Below are 20,140 nucleotides of genomic sequence, written 5' to 3' on the forward strand. Positions count from 1 at the left end.
AGTCAACGCGGCCCCGGACGTGCTCCGACCGAGGCCGCCCGGGCACGCCGACGGGGGAGCCCGGGGCCCCGGGACGCCCGGAGGACTACTAACGTGGAACCCATGACCAGCTCCTACTCCAGCCCGCTGCCCGACCGGATCGACGAACTCTGGGAGCGGCGTTCCGAACTGACCCCGGGCCACACCGAGGCGCGCGAGATCATCACCTCCGCCATCGACCAGATCGACGAGGGCAAGGCCCGGGTGGCCTTCGTCGACCCCGCCACCGACGCGGTCGTGGTCGACGAGCGCGCCAAGCGCTCCATCCTGCTCGGTTTCAAGGTCCTGGACATGAAGGAGTCGCAGGTCGGCGACTTCTACCACCACGACCGCATGCCGCTGAAGACCCGCTTCGACGGTGTCCGCGTCGTCCCCGGCGCCATCGCCCGCTGGGGCTCGTACCTGGCCCCGGGCGTCGTGCTCATGCCGTCCTTCACCAACATCGGCGCCTACGTCGACTCCGGCACCATGGTCGACACCTGGGCCACGGTCGGCTCCTGCGCGCAGATCGGCCGCAACGTCCACCTGTCCGGCGGCGTGGGCGTCGGCGGCGTCCTGGAGCCGCCGCAGGCCTCCCCGGTGATCATCGAGGACGACGCCTTCCTGGGCTCGCGCAGCATGGTCGTCGAGGGCGCCCGGGTGCGCACCGGCGCCAAGCTCGGCGCGGGCACCATCCTCACCTCGTCGACCCGCGTGTTCGACGCCGAGACCGGCGAGGAGCTCGCCCGCGGCGAGGCCCCGGCCTGGTCGGTGTGCGTCACCGCCAACCGGGTCAAGAGCTTCCCCGGCGGCGACTTCGGCATGCCGGTGCTGCTCGTCCTCAAGCGGCTCGCCGAGGGCCAGGAGCACGACAAGCTCGCCCTCAACGACCTGCTCCGCGAGCACGGCGTCAACGCCTGACCCGCGGACCCCGGTCCGTGCGGGGCGCCCTCCCACCGGGGGCGCCCCGCCCCGTTCACCCGCGCTCGGCGCGGGCGCCGAGCCGCACGAGGGCACCCACCGGACACGCCCTAGGCTGGTGAGCCGCAACGCCCTGCGGTGCCCGCCCGCGCCGCGCACCACGACCATGGAAGACGGGGACGCCCTCATGCTCGACCTGACCTCGGACGTCGCGGACCTCGCCGCCGCACTCGTGGACATCCGCTCCGAGAGCGGCACCGAGAAGATCCTCGCCGACGGGATCGAACGGGCGCTGTCGGCGCTGCCCCACCTGACGGTGACCCGCGACGGCGACGCCGTCGTCGCCCGCACCGACCTGGGCCGCGAGCGCCGCGTCGTCATCGCCGGCCACATCGACACCGTGCCCATCGTCGACAACGTCCCCTCCCACGTCGACGGCGACCGCCTCTACGGCTGCGGCACCTCCGACATGAAGGCCGGGGTCGCCGTCCAGCTCAGGCTGGCCGCCCTGGTCGCCGAGCCCGTGCACGACGTCACCTACGTCTTCTACGACAACGAGGAGGTCGACGCCGAGCGCAACGGCCTGCTGCGCCTGTCCCGCAACCACCCCGAGTGGCTGGCCGGGGACTTCGCCATCCTCATGGAGCCCACCGACGGCGTCATCGAGGGCGGCTGCCAGGGCACCATGCGGGTCGAGGTCGTCGCCAGGGGCGAGCGCGCCCACAGCGCCCGCTCCTGGATGGGCGTCAACGCCATCCACGGCGCCGGGGCCGTCCTGGACGTGCTGCGCGCCTACACCCCCCGCGAGCCCGAGGTGGAGGGCCTGCGCTTCCACGAGGGCCTCAACGCCGTCTTCATCGAGGGCGGGGTGGCCGGCAACGTCATCCCCGACGAGTGCGTGGTCAAGGTCAACTACCGGTTCGCCCCCGACCTGTCCGTGGCCGACGCCGAGGCGCACCTGCGGGAGGTCTTCGACGGGTTCGAGGTGCGCCTGGCCGACGCCGCCGCCCCCGCCCGGCCCGGCCTGGACCACCCCGCTGCGGCCGCGTTCGTCGACGCGGTGGGGGAGGGGCGGGCCCGGGCCAAGCTGGGCTGGACCGACGTGTCGCGCTTCTCCGAGCTGGGGGTGCCCGCGGTCAACTACGGCCCCGGCGACCCGACGCTCGCCCACACCCGCGACGAGTACGCCGAGATCCCGCGCATCCGCGAGGCCGAGGAGCGGATGGTCGCCTGGCTCACCGGGGCCCGCTGACCCGTCCGGTCCGGGACGGGTCCGCCCTCCCGGGAGGGAGATGGCCGCCAGTGGCCACCACCGGTCCACACCCGGTTCAGGTGTGATCCGGCCCGGCGCGGATAGCTTTAGGCCATGACGGAAGAAGCACATGGAAACGAGCAGGTGAGGAACGCGGGGCCCCTCACCTACCGCGGCGAGTCGATCCCGGGCACCACCACCGACCAGCGGCTGCTGGACCGGCGAGGCCCCGCCGACTGGGTGCACACCGACCCCTGGCGGGTGCTGCGCATCCAGTCGGAGTTCGTGGAGGGCTTCGGCCTGCTCTCCGAGCTGCCCTCGGCGGTGAGCGTGTTCGGGTCGGCCCGCATCAAGCCGGGCACCCGCTACTACGACCTCGGCGTTCAAATGGGCGCCCGGCTCGCGGAGGCGGGCTACGCCACCATCACCGGGGGCGGCCCCGGGATGATGGAGGCCGCCAACAAGGGGGCCAAGGAGGCGGGCGGGCTGTCCGTGGGGCTGGGCATCGAGCTGCCCTTCGAGCAGTCCCTCAACCCCTACATCGACATGGGGATGACGTTCCGCTACTTCTTCGTGCGCAAGACCATGTTCGTCAAGTACTCCCAGGCGTTCGTGGTCCTGCCCGGCGGGTTCGGGACCCTGGACGAGCTGTTCGAGGCGGCCACGCTGGTCCAGACCAACAAGGTGACCCGGTTCCCGGTGGTGCTGGTCGGCTCCGAGTTCTGGGGCGGGCTGGAGAAGTGGGTCCGGGAGAGCCTGCTGGAGAACGGGCTCATCAAGCCGAACGACCTGGACCTGGTCCAGGTGGTCGACGATCCCGACGAGGTCGTGGACATCATCCGGAAGGCGCACCTCGACATCGCCCGCGAACAGGACGAGCAGGAGCGCGCGCGGACCGACGGCTCCTGACGCCCGCCTCCCGGCCGCCCGCGGCTCCCGCGGGGCGGCCGGGTGTGGCACGATCGGAGCCGTGCCTTATCTCATCCTCTTCCTGGTCGCCGCGGCCGCGCTGGCCGTGCTCGTCGGCGTCGTCTACGTCGTGCTCGGCAAGGGCGGGCGCCTCGCCCGGTTCGAGGCCGACTACCCCCCGCTCGACCTGTCCGCCGACCGCCCCGTGAAGTCCGTGGAACTGGGCCGCCTGCTGCTGCCGCTGGCCATGTGGGGCTACCACGTGCGCGCGGTGGACGAGCTGCTGCTGCGGCTCACCGCCACCCTGCGCGACCGCGAGGCGCGGATCGAGGACCTGGAGTGGCGCCTGTCGCGCCTGGACCCGTCCTACGTCCCGCAGGGCACCGGGCCCACGCCGGGCTCGCACCTGCCCGGCGACGCCCCCGATGCCGAGGACTCCGGGGGCCCCGAGGCCGGGGACGACACCCCGGACCGGGACGCCGGCGCCGCCGGGGACGACACGGTCGCCGCGACCGCGGACAAGTCCGCCTAGTCCGTGCTCTTTTGAACCTCCGCTGCGCTGCGGCCCGCCCGTCGCCCGCCACCGCCCTCAACGGACGGCCTGCGGCCACAGGCTTTCCTCGAGGATGTCTCCTCCGGGCCTCCAGAACCCCGCCGGGCGCCTCACGAACCCCCGGCGGCGCAGGAGGACATCCAAGGAACAGGTCCTAGTCGGCGGGTTCGGGGGGCGGAGGGCGTCCGCCCGCGGACCGGTCCCGGTATGTCGTGCATCACACGGCCGCCGTCCTTCTCGGGCGGATCCGCCGTGTTCGTGTGCTCTATCCTCGGTCGCTGTACTCGTGTACCCCCGCCCCACCCCTGGAGCGGGCGCATTCTTTGTGAGGATGTCGAGGATGGACGCAGCAGCCGAGCTGGAGTCGGGAGCCGAGGACCGGAACGGCGCCGCCGCGCCGTCGACCTCCGCCGTTCCCGTGCAGCAGGTGTCCCTGTGGTCGCCGCCCCGCGCAGTCCAGGGCAGTGCCCGGCGCCGCCGCCGGATCACCGGGCTGGCCGTCGGGACGGCGGCGGTCCTGCTCGTCGCGGGCGGTGCCGCCGCCGCGTGGGCGCTGATCGGCGGGGACGCCGAGGACGTTCCGGACGCCGCCGTTCCGGCGGAGGACTTCGTCGGCTCCTGGGCGGGCGAGATGACCCAGGTCGACACCGAGGGCGCGCACGTCGCCGACTGGCACGCCGAGGTCCGGATCGAGGAGGGCGCCGAGCGCGGCAGCACCGCCTGGACCACCTTCACCTGCTCCGGGACGCTCGACCTGACGGCGACCGACAACGACCGCCGGGTCTACACCTACACCGAGACGGCCGACCCCGAGGAGCGCTGCGTCGACGCGGCGGAGCTGACCGTCTGGCCCGTGGCGGGCGGGCTCAACGCCGAGTGGTCCTCCGTCACCCGGGAGGGGACCCGGATGGTCTCCACCGGCCTGCTCTCCGACGGCTCCTGACGCCGCGGGCCGCCCCGCCGAGGGGGCGGCATCGTTATCGGGAAAAGCCGGTCCGGTGCGGTTCAAGCGCCCCGTGAGGGGGAGGAGAACGGTCGGCTCCCCACGCTCTCGCGGGGTTTCGGCTAGGACCGATATAACCTTACTGACCGACGATTCCTCGTTGGCCAGTGTGCGCGAAGTCCTCGGGCGCCGTGGTACGTCGCACACACGGGGGCGAACCTCCGAGATAATGGTCGAAGAGTGATTCACGCCCCTTAAGTCACACGGGCGCGAGTCGCACGGAACCGGCCCACGGTTTCGGAGCCGAGACGGACCCAGCGGATCGGCGTCGGTGCTGTGGCCCGGCCACCCGCGAGGAACACGAGAAAGGGGAATGGCATGGCGGCAATGAAGCCGAGGACCAGTGACGGGCCGTTGGAGGTCACCAAGGAGGGTCGCGGCATCATCATGCGGGTTCCGCTCGAGGGCGGCGGCCGCCTGGTCGTCGAGCTGACCCCGGACGAGGCCACCGAGCTCCGGGACGCGCTCCAGGGCGTCGTCGGCTAGCACCCGTTCTTTGAACGCCCTCCCGTGCCGCTGGGGTCCGCGAGGCGCCGGCGGGGCTCCGGAGGCTCCCGGGGAGCGGTCCGAGGACCGCGACACGGGGCCGAGGTCCCCTGCCCTCCGAGGGCGCCGACCACGGGCCGGAGCGGAGCGGGGGTTCGAAGAACACGGCCGGCACCGGCACCACCGTCCCCCACCCCGGGCCGGATGAGCCCCGAAACCCCCGAGGTGGTCACACCTCCCAACGAGTGAACGATTGTGAGCGACCTGTGCCCTTCGCCACGGAGATCAACCCCGTCACCGGGACCCTCGACGACACCGCGGCCGACCTCCTCGTCCTCCCCGTGCAGGCGGCGGACGAAGGCCCGGCGGCGGTCCAGGGGGTCGAGGAGGGCGGCCTGGGCCGGGCGCTCCCGGCCGCGCTCACCGATCTGTTCACGCATTACTCGCTCACCGGCAAGGCCGGTGAGTCGGTCCAGTTCCCGGTGTCCCGGGACCAGGGTCTGGCCAGACTGGCCCTCCTGGGGGTCGGATCGGGTTCCCCCGACGACCTCCGGAAGGCCGGGGCCGCCCTGTCCCGGGCCGCTCGGGGCCGCGAGCGCGTCGCGTTCGCGTGGCCCGCCTCCCTCGCCGACGGGGCCGCCGCCACGGCCTTCGCCGAGGGGGCGCTGCTGGCCTCCTACACCTTCACGCTGAAGACCGCGGAGCCGGAGGCCGCCCAGCGCCCCGCCCCCGCGATCGACGTCGTCGGGGACGCCCCCGCCGAGGCCCTGGCCCGGGGCGTCGTCCTGGCCCGCGCCACCGCCCTGGCCCGCGACCTCATCAACACGCCCTCCCAGACCAAGGACCCCGCCTGGATGGCCGAGCGCGCCCGCGAGGTCGCCGCCGAGTCCGGGCTCGACATCAGGGTCTGGGACGAGGAGGACCTGGAGAACGAGGGCTTCGGCGCCATCCTGGCCGTCGGCCGGGGCTCGTCCCGGCCGCCCCGGCTGGTCCAGGTCTCCTACACCCCGCAGGACCCCGACGCCCCGCACGTCGTGCTGGTCGGCAAGGGGATCACCTTCGACACCGGCGGCCTCTCGCTCAAGCCGAACGAGAACATGTCGCTGATGAAGACCGACATGAGCGGGTCGGCGATCGTGCTGGCCGTGCTGTCGGCGCTGTCCGCCGTGTCCGCGCCGGTGAGGGTGACCGGTCTGCTGGCCCTGGCCGAGAACGCCTTCTCCGGGGACGCCACCCGCATCGGCGACGTCCTCACCACCTACTCCGGCACCACCGTCGAGGTGCTCAACTCCGACGCCGAGGGCCGCCTGGTCCTGGCCGACGCGCTCGGCTACGCCGTCGACCGCCTGGGGCCCGACACCCTGGTGGACGTCGCCACCCTCACCGGCGCCGCCAAGGTCGCCCTGGGCACCGGCACCGCGGCGCTGTACAGCACCGACGACGCCCTCGCCGAGCGGATCACCGAGGCCGGGAAGGCCGCGGGCGAGCCGCTGTGGCGGATGCCCCTCACGGAGGAGTACGTCCCCACCACGAAGTCGCGGGTCGCCGACCTGGCCAACATCGGCACCCGCAAGGAGTTCGGCCCGGCGGGCGCCACCGACGCGGCCCTGTTCCTGCGCGAGTTCACCGGCGGCCTGCCCTGGGCCCACCTGGACATCGCCGGTCCGGGCCGGTCCATGAAGGAGAACGGCATCCTCACCCGGGGCGGCACCGCGTTCGCCACCCGCACGCTGCTGCGCTGGCTCGCCGGGGCCTGACCGAAGGCGCCCGCGGGGCACCGGAGGCCGGGAGCGGACATCCGGGGAACGGGGACGGCCGCGCAGGGCCGGGGGCCCCGCCCTCCGGGCGCCGCGGCGCGGCCCGAGGCGAAGCCGGGGACCGGAGCACGCACGAGGGGCCGACGCGCGCCGCGCGTCGGCCCCTCGCCGGCTCCGTGCCTCCGGTCCGTGCCCCCGGGCCGGCCCCGGTCCCCGGGCGGCGGACGCCTCCGGGGCCGCCCGGTCAGCGGCGGATGGCGGCGAGGAGGCCCTCGCCCAGCGGCATCAGCAGCGGGATGAACGCCTCGTCCTCGCGGATGCGCCCGATGACCTCGCGGACCGCCGTCTCGGCCGGGTCCGGGGCGCGCAGCGGGCCGTCGGGGCCGCCGGGGCCGGACAGGACCCCGTGCAGCACCACCATGCCGCCCGGCCGCAGCAGGCGCAGCGCCTCGTCCAGGAACGCCGGGTAGGAGCGCCGCTCGGCGTCGACGAACACCAGGTCGTAGCCGCCGTCGGTGAGCCGGGGCAGCACCTCCGCCGCCGTGCCGCGGATCAGCCGGGCCCGCCCCGCGCCGAACCCGGCGCGGGAGAACACCGACCGGGCGTGGTCCAGGTGGACGGAGTCGGAGTCCATGGTGGTGAGGATGCCCTCGCGCGCCATACCGCGCAGCAGCCACAGCCCGGAGGCGCCGTACCCGGTCCCGATCTCCACCACCGACCGGGCGCCGATCGAGGCGGCCAGGAACCGCAGGGCGGACCCCGCGGACGGATCGACCGGAGGGGCGAGCGATCCCGCCGCCGCGTCGTAGGCGTCGGCGAGAGCGTCGTCCCGCAGGGCCTCCTGCTCGAACCGCTCCTGCTCGGTGCGGACCCAGCCGAGCCGGGCCGCTGTCTCTTCCACGCCGGTGATGACGCCCTCCAGCTGCGATGGTCTGTGGGAACTGTGGCCGGGGCGTCCGACCGGCGCAGGGTCACCCACCGTGGAAGGATGATCGCGATCGGGTCACGGCCCAGGGAAAGCCTAACGTGATCCGGTGGACGGACCGAGCGTGGCGGCGGGAACTTAATCGGCGCTCCTCGGCGTTGAACCGGGAGGAACGTACGTTGATCGCCACGAAGCAGGACTCCCCCCGAGCTCACTGCCCGAGCGCTTCGACGGGATGAAGGGAGAAGCGGTGCCAGAATCCGGCCCTGCCGCGGAGTTCGAGGCATGGGAACCGCCGAGCTGGGACGAGGTCGTCCGCACCCACTCCCCCCGGGTGTACCGACTCGCCTACCGGCTGACCGGCAACAAGCACGACGCCGAGGACCTCACCCAGGAGGTCTTCATCCGCGTCTTCCGCTCCCTCGCCAACTACACCCCCGGGACCTTCGAGGGGTGGCTGCACCGCATCACCACCAACCTCTTCCTGGACATGGCCCGGCGCAAGGCCCGCATCCGGTTCGAGGGCCTGGCCGACAACGCCGATGAGCGCCTGGAGGGCCGCGAGCCCTCGCCCGCCCAGCGCTACGACGACCGGCACTTCGACGCCGACGTCCAGGCCGCCCTGGACGCGCTGCCCGCGGAGTTCCGCGCCCCCGTCGTCCTCTGTGACATCGAAGGCCTCTCCTACGAGGAGATCGCCGCGACGCTCGGCGTCAAACTCGGCACCGTGCGCAGCCGTATCCACCGGGGCCGCGCCCAGCTGCGCCGCGCCCTGGAGCACCGGCGGTCCCTGGCCGCCGCCGAGAACAACGGGGAGGCGGAGTGAGCAGAGAACACCTGGGGGAGCGGCTCTCCGCGCTCATCGACGGAGAACTGGGCCCCGCCGACCACGAGAGCGCCCTCATCCACCTGGCCAAGTGCGAGAGCTGCCGGTTCGAGGCGGACATGATGCGCCGCCTCAAGCGCCGGCTGCACGGCCTGGGCGAGCCCGAGCCCGACCTCGACTTCATGGGACGCCTCGTGGGGCTGTCCCGGGGGGACGGCCCCGGAGGTCCGGACCGGGGCCCTTCTGAGCCGCCGACCGGAGGCGCGGGCTTCGGCGCCCGACCGCCTCTGGGTTCCTCCCGCCCCCTCGGCGGCTTCCCGGACCCGGGACCGACCCCGCCTGCGGCCCCGATGATCCCCGAGGAGACCGTGGTCGCCCCGGAGCGGCGCACCCGCCGCCGCGGCGAGCGGTTCTCCCACCTGTTCCCCACCCTCCCCGGCGGCCGCTACGCGGTCGCGGGGGCCGCGGTCACCGCGGTCCTGCTGGGCGGCGCGTTCGTCGCCGGGGGAGAGACCGGCGACGCCCCGGTGGTGGAGCCCCGCCTGTCGGACTTCGCGGTCGAGCACGCGGTGACCGGCCGGGTCATCCCGGTCGTGGACACCCCGCCGTTCCCGGACCACTCCGGGCCCGGACCGGATCTGCCGACGCGGTGAGCGCGGGGGGACCCTCCGCGCACCCGGTACCGGCCGCCGTCGCGGCCGTGGTGCTCGTCTGCCTGCTGCTGACCGGCGGCGCCCACCCGTGCGCCGACGCGGTGCCCGGGGACGGCCCCGACGACGGCATGGCGGTGCTGCGCCGCTCGGCCGCCGCCGGCGTGGCCTACACCGCGGTCCGCGAGATGACCGGGGAGGCGGGCGACGGCGCCCCGCCCACCCGGGTGGTCGTCCGGCCGGGCGAGGGCGTGGCGCTCATCCCGATGAGCGGGGACTCGGTCCCCTTCGTGGCCGACGACCCGTTCAAGGAGCTCGACGAGCGGCTGCTCACCACCCTGGAGCGCGTCTACACGGTCGCCGACGCCGGGATCGAGGAGGTGGACGGCCGCCCCGCGCACACGGTGGAGGCGGTCCGCGCCAACGGCACGGTCGCGGGCCGGTTCTGGGTGGACGCCGACACCGGCGTCCTGGTGGGCGGCTCGGTGTACGAGCGCGACGGCCGGGACGTGCTCGGCTTCCGGCTGACCGACCTGGAGCCGGGGGACCGGCACTGGCCGGAGGAGGCCACCGAGGACTCCCCGTGGGGCGACGTCCTGACCCCGGACGAGCGCGAGGAGCTGCGCGCGGACGGCTGGGCCCTGCCCGAGAACCTGGCCTGGAACCTGAGCCTCATCGACGCGCGCGGCACGGTCCACGCCGGACAGAGGGTCGTCCACGCGGTGTATTCGGATGGATTGTCGCAGGTGTCGGTCTTCTCCCAACGTGGGAAGCTGGAGGAGGACGCCCGGACCGGGGTCCGCGGCGGATCCGTCGGAACCGGAACCGGGGGAACGGGCGTCACACCACAACATGACACGATCTTCGGCGGCGAGGGCGGCCGGTACCACGGCATGTGGCAGGCGGACGGGTTCGTCTACACCGTCCTGGCCGACGCACCGGAGGACCTGACCGCCTCGGCGGTGACGGCCCTGCCGGGTCCGGACGACTCCGGTTTCTGGTCCCGGGTCCACCGGGGCCTGTCGCGCCTGGGGCTGATGTAGGTCCCCGCCGCCTCCGACCGAAAGCCACAGCGACACACGGAGCAGGTCTTGACTGAGGAAAACGGCCGTTCGGAACAGGGGAGCGGCCCGGGGCGGCCGACCCCGCCGGGGGGCGCGCCCCCCGGCTTCGGCGCCCCCGAACCGATGTCGGGCCGTCCGCTCCCCGCTCACCGCCCCCACGCTTCGCCTCCCGGCAGTGGAGAACCCATGCACCCCGATCCCCAGGGCCGTCCCCCCTTCGGCGCCCCCGAACCCGCACCCGGACACCCTCCCACCGGCCGACGGCCCGCCCCCGGAACCCCCGCCCCGGGCACCCCCGGCCCCGGCGCGCCCACCGGCAGGCAGGCGTCCTTCGGCACCGGCGACCCCAACGCCCCCGGCGTGCCCGCGGGCGCCGGCGACCCCCACGTCCCCGCGGCGCCTCCCGGGCCCGGGTTCGCGGCCCCGACGGGGCAGCAGGCGTCCTTCGGCGCGGGTGTTCCCGGCGGCCCAAGCGGCCCCGGCGTTCCCGGCGGCCCCCCGGGCGGAGTCCCCGGCGACCCCGCCGGGGCGGACCCGGCCGGGCCGTACGCGTACGCGGCGGCGGGCGCGCAGAGACGGGAGAAGCGCGGCGTCCCCCTGTGGGCCGCGCTCAGCGGCATGCTGGTCGTCGCCGTGGTCGCGGGCGGCGTCGGCGGTGTGGCGGGCGGGGTCTTCGCGGGCGGCACCGCCCAGGAGGCGCAGCCCCAGGCCGAGGGCCCGACCATGAACGAGCCCCCGCCGGAGGCGCCCCAGCGCGACCCCGACACCATCGCGGGCGTCGCGCAGCGGGTGAGCCCCAGCGTGGTGTCCATCCGCAGCGCCGACCGGAGCATCATGGGCGGCGGCTCCGGGTTCATCATCGAGGGCGACTACGTCGTCACCAACGACCACGTCTCCTCCGAGCTTGAGGACGACGGCATCCTCGTCGAGTACAGCGACGGCAGCCTCTCCCCGGCCACCGTCGTGGGCGCCGACCCCAGCTCCGACCTGGCCGTGCTCTCCCTCGAAGAGCCCATCGACGTGGAGCCCCTGGAGTTCGGCGACTCCGAGCAGGTCATCGTGGGCGACGAGGTCATCGCCATCGGCGCGCCCCTGGGCTACTCGGGCACCGTCACCCAGGGCATCATCAGCGCGGTCAACCGCCCGGTGACCTCCGGCGACGGTCCCGACGCCAGCCGGTTCTACGCGCTCCAGACCGACGCGGCCATCAACCCCGGCAACTCCGGCGGGCCGCTGGTGGACACCCAGGGCCGGGTCATCGGCGTCAACTCGATGATCGTGACCATGGGCTACGCGGGCGAGAGCGCCGGCAACATCGGCCTGGGCTTCGCCATCCCCTCCGTGGAGGCCGAGCGGGTCGTGCAACGGCTCATCGAGGACGGCGAGGCCACCTACGCCGACCTCGGCGCGGAGATCGACGTGGAGCGCACCCTGGCGGGGGCGGCCGTCGACTCCGTCGAGTCCGGGGGCGCCGCCGACCGGGCCGGCCTGCGCTCGGGCGACGTCATCGTCCGCTTCGACGGCCGCACGGTCAACTCCGGCCAGGAGCTGCTGGCGATGATCCGCGACCGCTCGCCGGGCGACGAGGTCGAGGCCGAGTACGAGCGCGGCGGCACCACCGAGGTCACCACGATCACCCTCGACTCCAGCGACTGACCGCGGGAACGGCGAAGGCCCCCGGGTGCGCGCACCCGGGGGCCTCCCCACGTCCTCCCCGCCCTCTTACCTGCGCATGGGGGAGATGCCGAGCTGCATCCCGGCCAGGCCGCGCGGGCGGCCCACCAGGCTGTCGGCGATCGAGTCGATGATCTTGGACGCCTCGGCGTCGGGGTCGGTCAGCACCAGCGGCCTGCCCTCGTCGCCGCCCTCGCGCAGGCGCGTGTCGAGCGGGATCTGGCCCAGCAGCGGGATGTTCGTGCCCAGCGTGCGCCCCAGGGCGTCGGCGACGGTCTGCCCGCCGCCCTCGCCGAAGAGGGGGATCCTCTCGCCGCCGTGCTCGTAGTACGACATGTTCTCGATCACGCCCGCCACCCGCTGGTGGGTCTGGGCGGTGATGGAGCCGGCGCGCTCGGCGACCTCCGCGGCGGCCTGCTGCGGGGTGGTCACCACCAGCAGCTCGGCGGTCGGCAGCAGCTGCGCCACGGAGATGGCGATGTCGCCGGTGCCCGGGGGCAGGTCCATGAGCAGGACGTCGAGGTCGCCCCAGTACACGTCCGACAGGAACTGCTGGAGGGCGCGGTGCAGCATCGGCCCGCGCCACACCACCGGGGTGTTGCCCTGGGTGAACATGCCGACCGAGATGACCTTGATGTCGTGCGCGGTCGGCGGGATGATCATGTCCTCGACCTTGGTCGGGAAGTCCGACGCGCCGAGCATGCGGGGCACCGAGTGCCCGTAGATGTCGGCGTCGACGACACCGACCTTGTGCCCCTGGGCGGCCATGGCCGCCGCGAGGTTGACGGTGACGGACGACTTGCCCACCCCGCCCTTGCCGGACGCGACGGCGAAGACCTTGGTGAGCGAGTTCGGCTTGGCGAAGGGGATCTCCTTCTCCGCCTGGCCGCCGCGCAGCTTGGTCTGCAGCTCCTTGCGCTGCTCGTCGCTCATCACGTCGAGTTCGACGCTCACGGAGGTGACCCCGGCGACCTTGGTCACCGCTTCGGTCACGTCCTTCTCGATACGGCCACGCATGGGGCACCCGGCCACCGTCAGGTAGATGCCGACGTGCACGGAACCGTCGTCGCCGATGTCGACGCTCTTGACCATTCCGAGGTCGGTGATGGGACGGCGGATCTCCGGGTCTTGCACCGTGGCCAGGGCCTTGTGCACCTGATCGGTGGTTGGTGTGGAGGACATGTGCTCAATCGTAGGTCAGCGGGACGGGGTACTCGGTCCGTGGTCTGCCACAACGGACCGTTCATTCCAACGAGGGGGGTTCGCCCCGCTATTCCATGCCGGGCCCGCATGCCCTTCCCGGGCGGCCCGACCGGATCCGCACCGTGACCGGCCGATAACGGCACGGACTTAACGCAGGCAATACATGGCCGGATAGTAATCTCAGCGCACGATGGGAAATGTTCCGCCACCGCCGGGTTCGTCCTGGCCCGCCGCCCCGCAGGGGCAGGAGGGGCAGGCGTCGCGGACCCATGCCCAGGAGCAGACCTGGGCGGGGCCGCCCGGGGGAGGGCGGCTGACCCCGCCCGAGGGGCATCCCGCGGTGAACGCCGGCCACGGCGTGTGGGCATGGCCGCCCCCGAGCCCGGTGCGGACCAAACGGGCGCACCCGTACGCCCCCGCCGCGGCACCGAAGGGTGAGCCCTATCACAGGCTCGGGCGGACCTCGTGGTACCGCTGGTGGACGCCGCTGCTGACTCTCATGGTGCTCGGCGTCCTGATGTTCTTCCTGTGGGTGGCCATGGCGCTGGCCGTCACTCTGGTCGCGGTGCTGGGCGGCAGCGGCCTGGCCCCGGAGTCGGTGAAGGTCGGCGAGATCGCCGGGCTCGCCTTCGGGCTCCTCAGCTCGGCCCTGTTCATCCCCATCGTCGTCTTCCTGGTGCGGGTGGTGCAGTGGCGCCGCGTGGGCTCGCTGATGTCGGTGGCCGGGCGCACCCGCACCCGCTGGCTGCTGCGCTGCGCGGCCCTGGCGGTCGCCCCGGTGGTGCTGAGCACGGCCGCCTACGTCCTGCTGGCCGACCGGTTCGACGCGGTCCCGGTCACGGCCGGGGCGGCGGGGAGCGGCCGGGTCCTGGTCGCCGCGCTGGCGGTCATCGTCCTGCTGGTGCCGTTCCAGTCGCTGGCCGAGGAACTCACCCTGCGCGGCCTGGTCATGCAGCTGGTGGGCGCGCTGGGCGCCCGCCCGGACGAGCCCCGGGGCTCCGGCCCGGTCGCCCGCGTCCTGCGCTCGCCCTGGCCCGCGATCCTGGCCGGGAGCACGCTGTTCCCCGCCATGTACGCCTCCACCCACCAGGACCAGCCCTGGACCATCGCCGCCCTGGCGGTGCTCGGGCTGGCGCTGTCCTGGCTGACCTGGCGCACCGGCGGCCTGGAGGCGGCGATCGGCCTGCACGTGGTCGCCGCGCTGGTGCAGTTCACCCTCACCGTCCTGGCGGGCGGCATCGCCGCCATCGGCACCGGCGTCGTCCTGGGCGCGGGCCTGGCCCCGGGGACGGGGACCCCGCTGGTGCTGGTGCTCACCGCCGCCCAGACCGGGCTCTACGTCCTGCTGGTGCGCCGGGCGGCGCGCCGCGCGGGCGTGGGCCGCCTGGCCGCGGCCTGACCCCTCAGGCGCTCTCCCGGACCTCGGCGGGCCGCTCGGGGAACACCCACGTCCGGTAGGAGAAGAACCGGAACAGCGTGCCCAGCCCCACGCCCACCACGTTGCCCGCGATGTTGCGCGACAGCGGGTCGTCGAACCCCAGCACGTACACCGAGAACGCCTGGCAGCCCAACTGGATGAGCAGCCCCACCCCGTTCATCGCCAGGAACAGCAGCGTCTCCCGCCCGTACCCGGTCCGGGCCCGGTCGGCGAACGTCCAGAACCGGTTCCCCACGAACGCCACCGCGATCGACACCAGCGTCCCCAGGACCTGCCCGGGCAGCGCGGCCATCCCCGCCGTCTCCCACAGGAGGTTGGTGACGGCCAGCTGCACCACGTACGCCACGGCCCCCACGGAGCCGAACTTGCCCAGCTGGGCGATGAGCGCGGCGAGCCGCGGATGCCGGGTCAGAAACGCGCGCACGGGGCCTCCGGAACGGGGATCACCTGGGGTGACGGGGCGGCTCGGGCGGGGCCCCGGGCACACCCTAGACTTCTGACCGGGGGTAGGAGCAACCCCGGCCGCGGGTTCCGAGCCGTTCCGGCCAGGCTCCGTCGTGCGCGGAGCCGTCCCGTCACCGCGGTTCGAGCAGATGAGTTGAGGAACTGTGAGCGAGCGTAACCGCACCGTCCCCCGCGTGGGAATGGTGGGAGGGGGGCAACTCTCCCGCATGACCCACCAGGCCGCGATCGCACTGGGGGTGGACTTCGGGATCCTGTCCACCGGCCCCGCCGAGAGCGCCGCCCTGGTGTGCGGGAACGTCACCCTCGGCGACGACCGCGGGCTCGACGACGTCCTGGCCTTCGCCAAGGCCAACGACGTGGTGACCTTCGACCACGAGCACGTCCCCGAGCCGGTGCTGCGCGCGGTGGAGGAGCAGGGCGGCCTGCTGCGCCCGGGCCGCGACCCGCTGCGCTTCGCCCAGGACAAGCTCCGCATGCGCACCCGCCTGACCGAGCTGGGCGCCCCGGCCCCGCGCTGGCGCGCCGTCTCCTCCACGGAGCACGTCACCGCGTTCGCCGCCGAGACCGGGTGGCCGGTGGTCCTCAAGGCCGCCCGCGGCGGCTACGACGGCAAGGGCGTCTGGGTGGTGGACGACGCCGCCGGGGCCGCCGGGGTCGTGGAGCGCGCCGCGGCCGAGGGCGTCCCGCTGCTGGTGGAGGAGAAGGTCGCGTTCGAGCGCGAACTCGCCGTCCAGGTGGCCCGCTCCCCGCACGGGCAGGTCGCCGTCTACCCGGTGGTGGAGACCGTGCAGCGCGACGGCATCTGCCACGAGGTGATCGCCCCGGCCCCGGGCCTGCCGGAGGAGAAGGCCACCCGCGCCCAGCAGCTGGCCATCGAGATCGCCCACGCCCTGGACGTCACCGGCGTGCTCGCGGTGGAGCTGTTCGAGACGGCCGACGGCGTGGTCGTCAACGAACTGGCGATGCGGCCGCACAACTCCGGCCACTGGACCATCGAGGGCGCCCGCACCTCCCAGTTCGAGCAGCACCTGCGCGCCGTGCTGGACCTGCCCCTGGGCTCGCCCCGCACCAACGCCCCCTACACCGTCATGGCCAACCTGCTGGGCGGCGAGGACCCCGAGGTCTACCGCCGCTACCTGCACGTGATGGCCGCCGACCCCGAGATCAAGATCCACTTCTACGGCAAGGACGTGCGTCCGGGCCGCAAGATCGGGCATGTGACAGTGACCGGCGACGACCACCGCGACCTGCTGGAGCGGGCCCGCGCCGCCGCCGACTACCTGCGAGGAGACGACCAGTGAGCAAGGACCCCGTGGTGGGCATCGTGATGGGCTCGGACTCCGACTGGCCGGTGATGCGGGAGGCGGCCGAGGCCCTGCGCGAGTTCGGCGTCCCCTTCGAGGCCGACGTGGTGTCGGCGCACCGGATGCCGCACGAGATGGTGTCCTACGGCGCCGACGCGGCGGGCCGGGGCCTGAAGGCGATCATCGCCGGGGCGGGCGGGGCCGCCCACCTGCCGGGCATGCTGGCCTCGGTGACGACGCTGCCGGTCATCGGCGTCCCGGTGCCGCTCAAGTACCTGGACGGGATGGACTCGCTGCTGTCCATCGTGCAGATGCCCGCCGGGGTGCCGGTGGCGACGGTGGCCGTGGGCGCCGCCCGCAACGCGGGCCTGCTCGCGGTGCGGATGCTGGCGGCGCACGACCCCGCGCTGGCGGAGAAGATGGCGGAGTTCCAGGTGGAGCTGCGCGAGCAGGCGCACGCCAAGGGCGAGCGGCTGCGCCGCGAGGTCGCCGAGGGCTCCCGGCCGACCGGATTCGGCCTGTAGGCCGGAGGCCGAGCGCCCCGGTGCCCGCTCGGGCGCCGGGGCGCCGCCGTGTCCCCGGTCCGCCCGGCCCCTCAGGAGGACGCGGTGAGGGCGCGCAGTCCGGCCAGCGCCTGTTCGGCGGTGGGCAGGGAGCCGGGGTCCATCAGGTACTGGAGCACGTAGCCGGCCACGAGGTTGTAGAGGACGGAGCCCACCCCGGCGGCGACGGCCGGGTCGATCGCGTCCGCGGGGAGGTCCAGGACGAGCGCGGCCAGCTCCCGGCGGCCCTCGTCGATCCCGGCGGCCAGGGCGGCGCGCATGGACTCGTCGAACTGGGCCTGGCTGAAGGCCTGGACGCTGGAGACCAGCAGGTCGCGCTGCTCGGGGAGGGTCTCCAGCAGCGAGGTGAGCAGGACCCGCATCCGGTCCTCGGGGGCCTCGGCCCGGGAGGCGCGGACCGCCCGCGTGAAGGCGTCGCCCCACTCGCCGCTGGCCTCCAGGACCGCGGCGTTCATCAGCGCGTCCTTGGAGCCGAAGTGGTAGCCGATCGAGGCCAGGTGCGCGCCCGAGGCGGCCGCGATGTCGCGCGCGGTGGTCTTGGCGTAGCCCTTCTCGACCAGGCAGCGCCGGGCTCCGGCGAGCAGGTCCTCACGTTGACTCATGGGCGCAGCCTAGCATTTTTAGACGTACGTACATATTGACGCGAGATTTTGACGTACGTACGATCAAAGCCATGGCGACCGAACCTCCTCCCCGCGCCGCGCGCGCCCTGGCCGGGCTGGCCTTCCTGCTCATCCCGGCCCTGCTCGTGTCCATGGACCTGTCGATCCTCTTCGTGGCCGCACCCGCCATCGCCGAGGACCTGGCCCCCACGGCCACCCAGTGGCTGTGGATGCTGGACGTCTACGGCTTCGTCCTCGCCGGCCTCCTGGTCGCCATGGGCTCCCTCGGCGACCGGATCGGCCGCCGCCGGCTCCTGCTCGCCGGCGCCGCGCTCTTCGGCGCGGCCTCCGCGCTGCTCGCCCTGGCCGACAGCGCCGGCTGGTTCATCGCGGGCCGGGTCCTGCTCGGCGCCGCCGGCGCCACCCTCGCCCCCTCCACGCTGTCCCTCATCCGCTCCCTGTTCGCCGACCCCCGGCAGCGGGCCACCGCGGTCGGCGCCTGGACCGTCGCCTTCACCGGGGGCAGCGTCCTGGGACCCGTCCTCGGCGGGGCGCTGCTGGAGTTCTTCCCGTGGAACTCGGTGTTCCTGGTCAACCTGCCGTTCATGGCGCTGCTGCTGGCCGGCGCCCCGTTCCTGATCCCGGAGTCGCGCGACCCCCGCCCCGGCGGATTCGACCTCCTCGGCGCGGCCACCTCGCTGGCCGCGGTGCTGGGCCTGGTCAACGCGGTCAAACGGTTCGCCGAACACGGGACCGACCCCTACGCGGCCGCCTCGCTTGCGGCGGGCGCCCTGTTCCTGGTGCTGTTCGTCGTCCGCCAGCGCCGCTCCGCCCACCCGCTCATCGACGTGGACCTGTTCGCCCGCCCGACGTTCGCCGCGGCCGTCGGCGGCAACACCGCGGTCTCCTTCGCCGCCGCCGGGATGGGCGCGCTCACCTTCACCTTCCTCCAGACGGTCCACGGCCTGAGCCCCCTCGTCGCCGCGCTGTCCTCACTTCCCGTCTTCGTCGGCACCCTGCTGGGGGCGGTCCTGGCCGGGACCCTCGCCCACCGGGTCCGCCCCGGGTTCCTGATGGCCGGCGGCCTGGCGACGGGCGCCGCCGGCTTCGGCACCGTCGCGACCCTGGAGGCGGACACCTCCCTGTGGGTGCTCATCGCGGGGTACACCGTGATCACCCTCGGCGTCGGCGTGGTCGCCACCCTGGCCAACACGCTGGTGCTGGCCTCCGCCCCGCCCGAGCGCGCGGGGGCGGCGGCCGGCATCTCCGAGACGAGCACCGAGTTCGGTGCGGCCCTGGGCATCGCGGTCCTGGGCACGGCGGCCGCGGGCGTCTACCGCGACGCCATGCTGGCCGGTGGCGCCACCGGCCCGGCCGCCGAGACCGTCGCCGCCGCGGTGGCCGGGGCCCCCGCGGCGCCCGACCCCGGGGCCCTGCTGGAGCTCGCCTTCGCCGCGCAGACCTCGGGGTTCACCACGGCGGCCCTCACCGGCGCCGCGGTCCTGGCCGCCGTCTCCGCGGTGGTGGCCGTGGCCCTGCGCCGCCTCCCCCCGGGCACCGGGGAGCCGGCCCCGGGGGAGCGGGCTCAGGAGACCGTGTAGCCGGGGAACGCCACGCACTCCTCGACCGGGCGGCTCTCCAGGTAGCCCAGGTCGAGGAGCTCGTTCACGCGGGCGTACTCGCCCTCGACCGGCTCGGGCAGTTCCCCGGCCGGGACCAGCACCTGCCCACCGCCGCCCGGCTGCTCGAAGTGCGGGGCGATCGGGCCGGTCAGCACGGTCAGCTCCGCCGACACCTCGAAGCAGGTGTAGTTGTTCTCGGGGCCGTCCGGCCAGGTGTTCAGCGAGTCCGGCGGCAGCGCCCGCTGCGCGTACGGGGCGCCCGCCGGCGCCAGGAACGTGCCCCGGGCGGACCCGAACCGGTCCAGCATCCAGCCCTCGGGAAGGACGGTGATCTCGGTGACCGGCTCGCCGTCCACCACCTCGAAGCCCATGTGGTCCGGGTACTCCCAGCCGTCGGGCCCCCACCACCGGTCGATGAACCCGGCCGGGGACAGCCCTCCCAGCCGGTCGTAGTCCTCCAGCAGCTCCGCGACCGGCCCCTGACCGGGCAGCTCGGCCGGGCCCAGGCGGCGGTCCCCGCACAGGTACCTCTCCAGGTCCTCGGCGGTGGGCGGCGGGTCGAGCACCGGGCAGTCGGCGGGGAGGGCCGGGGCCCCGGAGGAGGGCGAGGGGGCTGCGTGGGCGGGGGCGGCCCCCGCGAGCAGGGCCAGGGCTGCCGCCCCCGCGGCCAGGCGGAAGTTCACCGGTCGGACTCCGTTCGTCACCGACGCACGGCCCGCGGCCGAACGTCATGGAATGCGTACGGAGAGTAGTCAAACACGGCCGTGTCGTATCCGGGTCGCGTCCGGGGCGGGACCGGGAACGGCGACGGCCGGGACCCCGCGGGGTCCCGGCCCTTTGTGTAGGGGGCGTACCGGCACGTGGTAAGCGAGTACGGGGGGAGCGCCCCCGTGGCGGTACGGGCG

General features: G+C 74.1%; 20 protein-coding genes. 15 read left to right on the plus strand and 5 right to left on the minus strand.

All coding sequences use genetic code 11. The features are described 5' to 3' along the window. Positions 1 to 102 precede the first annotated feature (102 nt). The 7 genes from ACFVNO_RS02480 to ACFVNO_RS02510 all read left to right on the plus strand — a co-directional run bounded on the left by ACFVNO_RS02480 (position 103) and on the right by ACFVNO_RS02510 (position 6,899). A complete protein-coding gene (locus ACFVNO_RS02480) occupies positions 103 to 939 on the plus strand; it encodes a 2,3,4,5-tetrahydropyridine-2,6-dicarboxylate N-succinyltransferase (RefSeq protein ID WP_220564933.1) in 837 nt (278 codons plus the stop codon). Positions 940 to 1,126: 187 nt separating this feature from the next. Next, positions 1,127 to 2,191: a succinyl-diaminopimelate desuccinylase gene (gene dapE / locus ACFVNO_RS02485; protein WP_220565543.1), complete on the plus strand. Its 1,065-nt coding sequence runs from the start codon at positions 1,127 to 1,129 to the stop codon at positions 2,189 to 2,191. A 114-nt stretch (positions 2,192 to 2,305) separates the two neighbouring features. Beyond that, positions 2,306 to 3,100 carry a TIGR00730 family Rossman fold protein gene (locus ACFVNO_RS02490; protein WP_220564934.1) on the plus strand — a complete coding sequence of 265 codons (795 nt, stop codon included), beginning with the start codon at positions 2,306 to 2,308 and terminating at the stop codon, positions 3,098 to 3,100. 61 nt (positions 3,101 to 3,161) lie between these two features. Then, positions 3,162 to 3,632 carry a hypothetical protein gene (locus ACFVNO_RS02495; RefSeq protein WP_355256423.1) on the plus strand — a complete coding sequence of 157 codons (471 nt, stop codon included), beginning with the start codon at positions 3,162 to 3,164 and terminating at the stop codon, positions 3,630 to 3,632. 361 nt (positions 3,633 to 3,993) lie between these two features. After that, on the plus strand, positions 3,994 to 4,596 hold the full coding sequence (locus ACFVNO_RS02500) for a hypothetical protein (RefSeq protein ID WP_355256426.1): 603 nt from the start codon (positions 3,994 to 3,996) through the stop codon (positions 4,594 to 4,596). A gap of 378 nt (positions 4,597 to 4,974) precedes the next feature. After that, on the plus strand, positions 4,975 to 5,142 hold the full coding sequence (locus ACFVNO_RS02505; RefSeq protein ID WP_220564937.1) for a DUF3117 domain-containing protein: 168 nt from the start codon (positions 4,975 to 4,977) through the stop codon (positions 5,140 to 5,142). Positions 5,143 to 5,408: 266 nt separating this feature from the next. Next, the gene (locus tag ACFVNO_RS02510) at positions 5,409 to 6,899 is read left to right on the plus strand and encodes a leucyl aminopeptidase (RefSeq protein ID WP_355256429.1); all 1,491 of its coding nucleotides are present in this window, start codon (positions 5,409 to 5,411) and stop codon (positions 6,897 to 6,899) included. Between the two features lie 244 nt (positions 6,900 to 7,143). Here ACFVNO_RS02510 and ACFVNO_RS02515 read toward each other — a convergent pair whose 3' ends face one another. Further along, on the minus strand, positions 7,144 to 7,734 hold the full coding sequence (locus ACFVNO_RS02515; protein WP_220565544.1) for an O-methyltransferase: 591 nt from the start codon (positions 7,732 to 7,734) through the stop codon (positions 7,144 to 7,146). A gap of 325 nt (positions 7,735 to 8,059) precedes the next feature. Here ACFVNO_RS02515 and sigE point away from each other — a divergent pair, with 325 nt between their 5' ends. The 4 genes from sigE to ACFVNO_RS02535 all read left to right on the plus strand — a co-directional run bounded on the left by sigE (position 8,060) and on the right by ACFVNO_RS02535 (position 12,020). Further along, positions 8,060 to 8,650: an RNA polymerase sigma factor SigE gene (gene sigE, locus ACFVNO_RS02520; protein WP_220564939.1), complete on the plus strand. Its 591-nt coding sequence runs from the start codon at positions 8,060 to 8,062 to the stop codon at positions 8,648 to 8,650. Next, entirely contained in the window at positions 8,647 to 9,303 is a 657-nt protein-coding gene (locus ACFVNO_RS02525; RefSeq protein ID WP_355256433.1) for a zf-HC2 domain-containing protein, read from the plus strand. The genes sigE and ACFVNO_RS02525 overlap by 4 nt, the downstream gene beginning before the upstream one ends. Continuing rightward, positions 9,300 to 10,343 carry a transcriptional regulator gene (locus ACFVNO_RS02530; protein WP_355256436.1) on the plus strand — a complete coding sequence of 348 codons (1,044 nt, stop codon included), beginning with the start codon at positions 9,300 to 9,302 and terminating at the stop codon, positions 10,341 to 10,343. The genes ACFVNO_RS02525 and ACFVNO_RS02530 overlap by 4 nt, the downstream gene beginning before the upstream one ends. A gap of 639 nt (positions 10,344 to 10,982) precedes the next feature. Next, a complete protein-coding gene (locus tag ACFVNO_RS02535; RefSeq protein ID WP_255647058.1) occupies positions 10,983 to 12,020 on the plus strand; it encodes a S1C family serine protease in 1,038 nt (345 codons plus the stop codon). A 66-nt stretch (positions 12,021 to 12,086) separates the two neighbouring features. Here ACFVNO_RS02535 and ACFVNO_RS02540 read toward each other — a convergent pair whose 3' ends face one another. Beyond that, a complete protein-coding gene (locus ACFVNO_RS02540) occupies positions 12,087 to 13,220 on the minus strand; it encodes an Mrp/NBP35 family ATP-binding protein (RefSeq protein ID WP_355256442.1) in 1,134 nt (377 codons plus the stop codon). Between the two features lie 211 nt (positions 13,221 to 13,431). On the opposite strand from ACFVNO_RS02540, the gene ACFVNO_RS02545 reads away from it, so the two are divergent. Then, complete coding sequence (locus tag ACFVNO_RS02545) at positions 13,432 to 14,640, plus strand: CPBP family intramembrane glutamic endopeptidase (RefSeq protein ID WP_378888631.1); 1,209 nt, start codon at positions 13,432 to 13,434, stop codon at positions 14,638 to 14,640. 4 nt (positions 14,641 to 14,644) lie between these two features. Here ACFVNO_RS02545 and ACFVNO_RS02550 read toward each other — a convergent pair whose 3' ends face one another. Beyond that, positions 14,645 to 15,103: a GtrA family protein gene (locus ACFVNO_RS02550; protein ID WP_355256448.1), complete on the minus strand. Its 459-nt coding sequence runs from the start codon at positions 15,101 to 15,103 to the stop codon at positions 14,645 to 14,647. A gap of 184 nt (positions 15,104 to 15,287) precedes the next feature. Here ACFVNO_RS02550 and ACFVNO_RS02555 point away from each other — a divergent pair, with 184 nt between their 5' ends. Together ACFVNO_RS02555 and purE are read left to right on the plus strand one after the other, a co-directional pair. Next, positions 15,288 to 16,445: a 5-(carboxyamino)imidazole ribonucleotide synthase gene (locus ACFVNO_RS02555; RefSeq protein WP_355256451.1), complete on the plus strand. Its 1,158-nt coding sequence runs from the start codon at positions 15,288 to 15,290 to the stop codon at positions 16,443 to 16,445. A gap of 26 nt (positions 16,446 to 16,471) precedes the next feature. Further along, a complete protein-coding gene (gene purE / locus ACFVNO_RS02560; protein ID WP_378889205.1) occupies positions 16,472 to 16,972 on the plus strand; it encodes a 5-(carboxyamino)imidazole ribonucleotide mutase in 501 nt (166 codons plus the stop codon). Positions 16,973 to 17,043: 71 nt separating this feature from the next. Here purE and ACFVNO_RS02565 read toward each other — a convergent pair whose 3' ends face one another. After that, positions 17,044 to 17,613 carry a TetR/AcrR family transcriptional regulator gene (locus tag ACFVNO_RS02565; RefSeq protein ID WP_378888635.1) on the minus strand — a complete coding sequence of 190 codons (570 nt, stop codon included), beginning with the start codon at positions 17,611 to 17,613 and terminating at the stop codon, positions 17,044 to 17,046. A 71-nt stretch (positions 17,614 to 17,684) separates the two neighbouring features. Here ACFVNO_RS02565 and ACFVNO_RS02570 point away from each other — a divergent pair, with 71 nt between their 5' ends. Then, a complete protein-coding gene (locus tag ACFVNO_RS02570) occupies positions 17,685 to 19,214 on the plus strand; it encodes an MFS transporter (protein ID WP_378888638.1) in 1,530 nt (509 codons plus the stop codon). Here ACFVNO_RS02570 and ACFVNO_RS02575 read toward each other — a convergent pair. Further along, the gene (locus ACFVNO_RS02575; RefSeq protein WP_378888641.1) at positions 19,199 to 19,918 is read right to left on the minus strand and encodes a TNT domain-containing protein; all 720 of its coding nucleotides are present in this window, start codon (positions 19,916 to 19,918) and stop codon (positions 19,199 to 19,201) included. The two genes, ACFVNO_RS02570 and ACFVNO_RS02575, sit on opposite strands and share 16 nt — an antisense overlap. Between the last annotated feature and the right edge of the window lie 222 nt (positions 19,919 to 20,140).

This window comes from Nocardiopsis sp. NPDC057823 (assembly GCF_042797335.1).
Taxonomy (GTDB): domain Bacteria; phylum Actinomycetota; class Actinomycetes; order Streptosporangiales; family Streptosporangiaceae; genus Nocardiopsis; species Nocardiopsis changdeensis.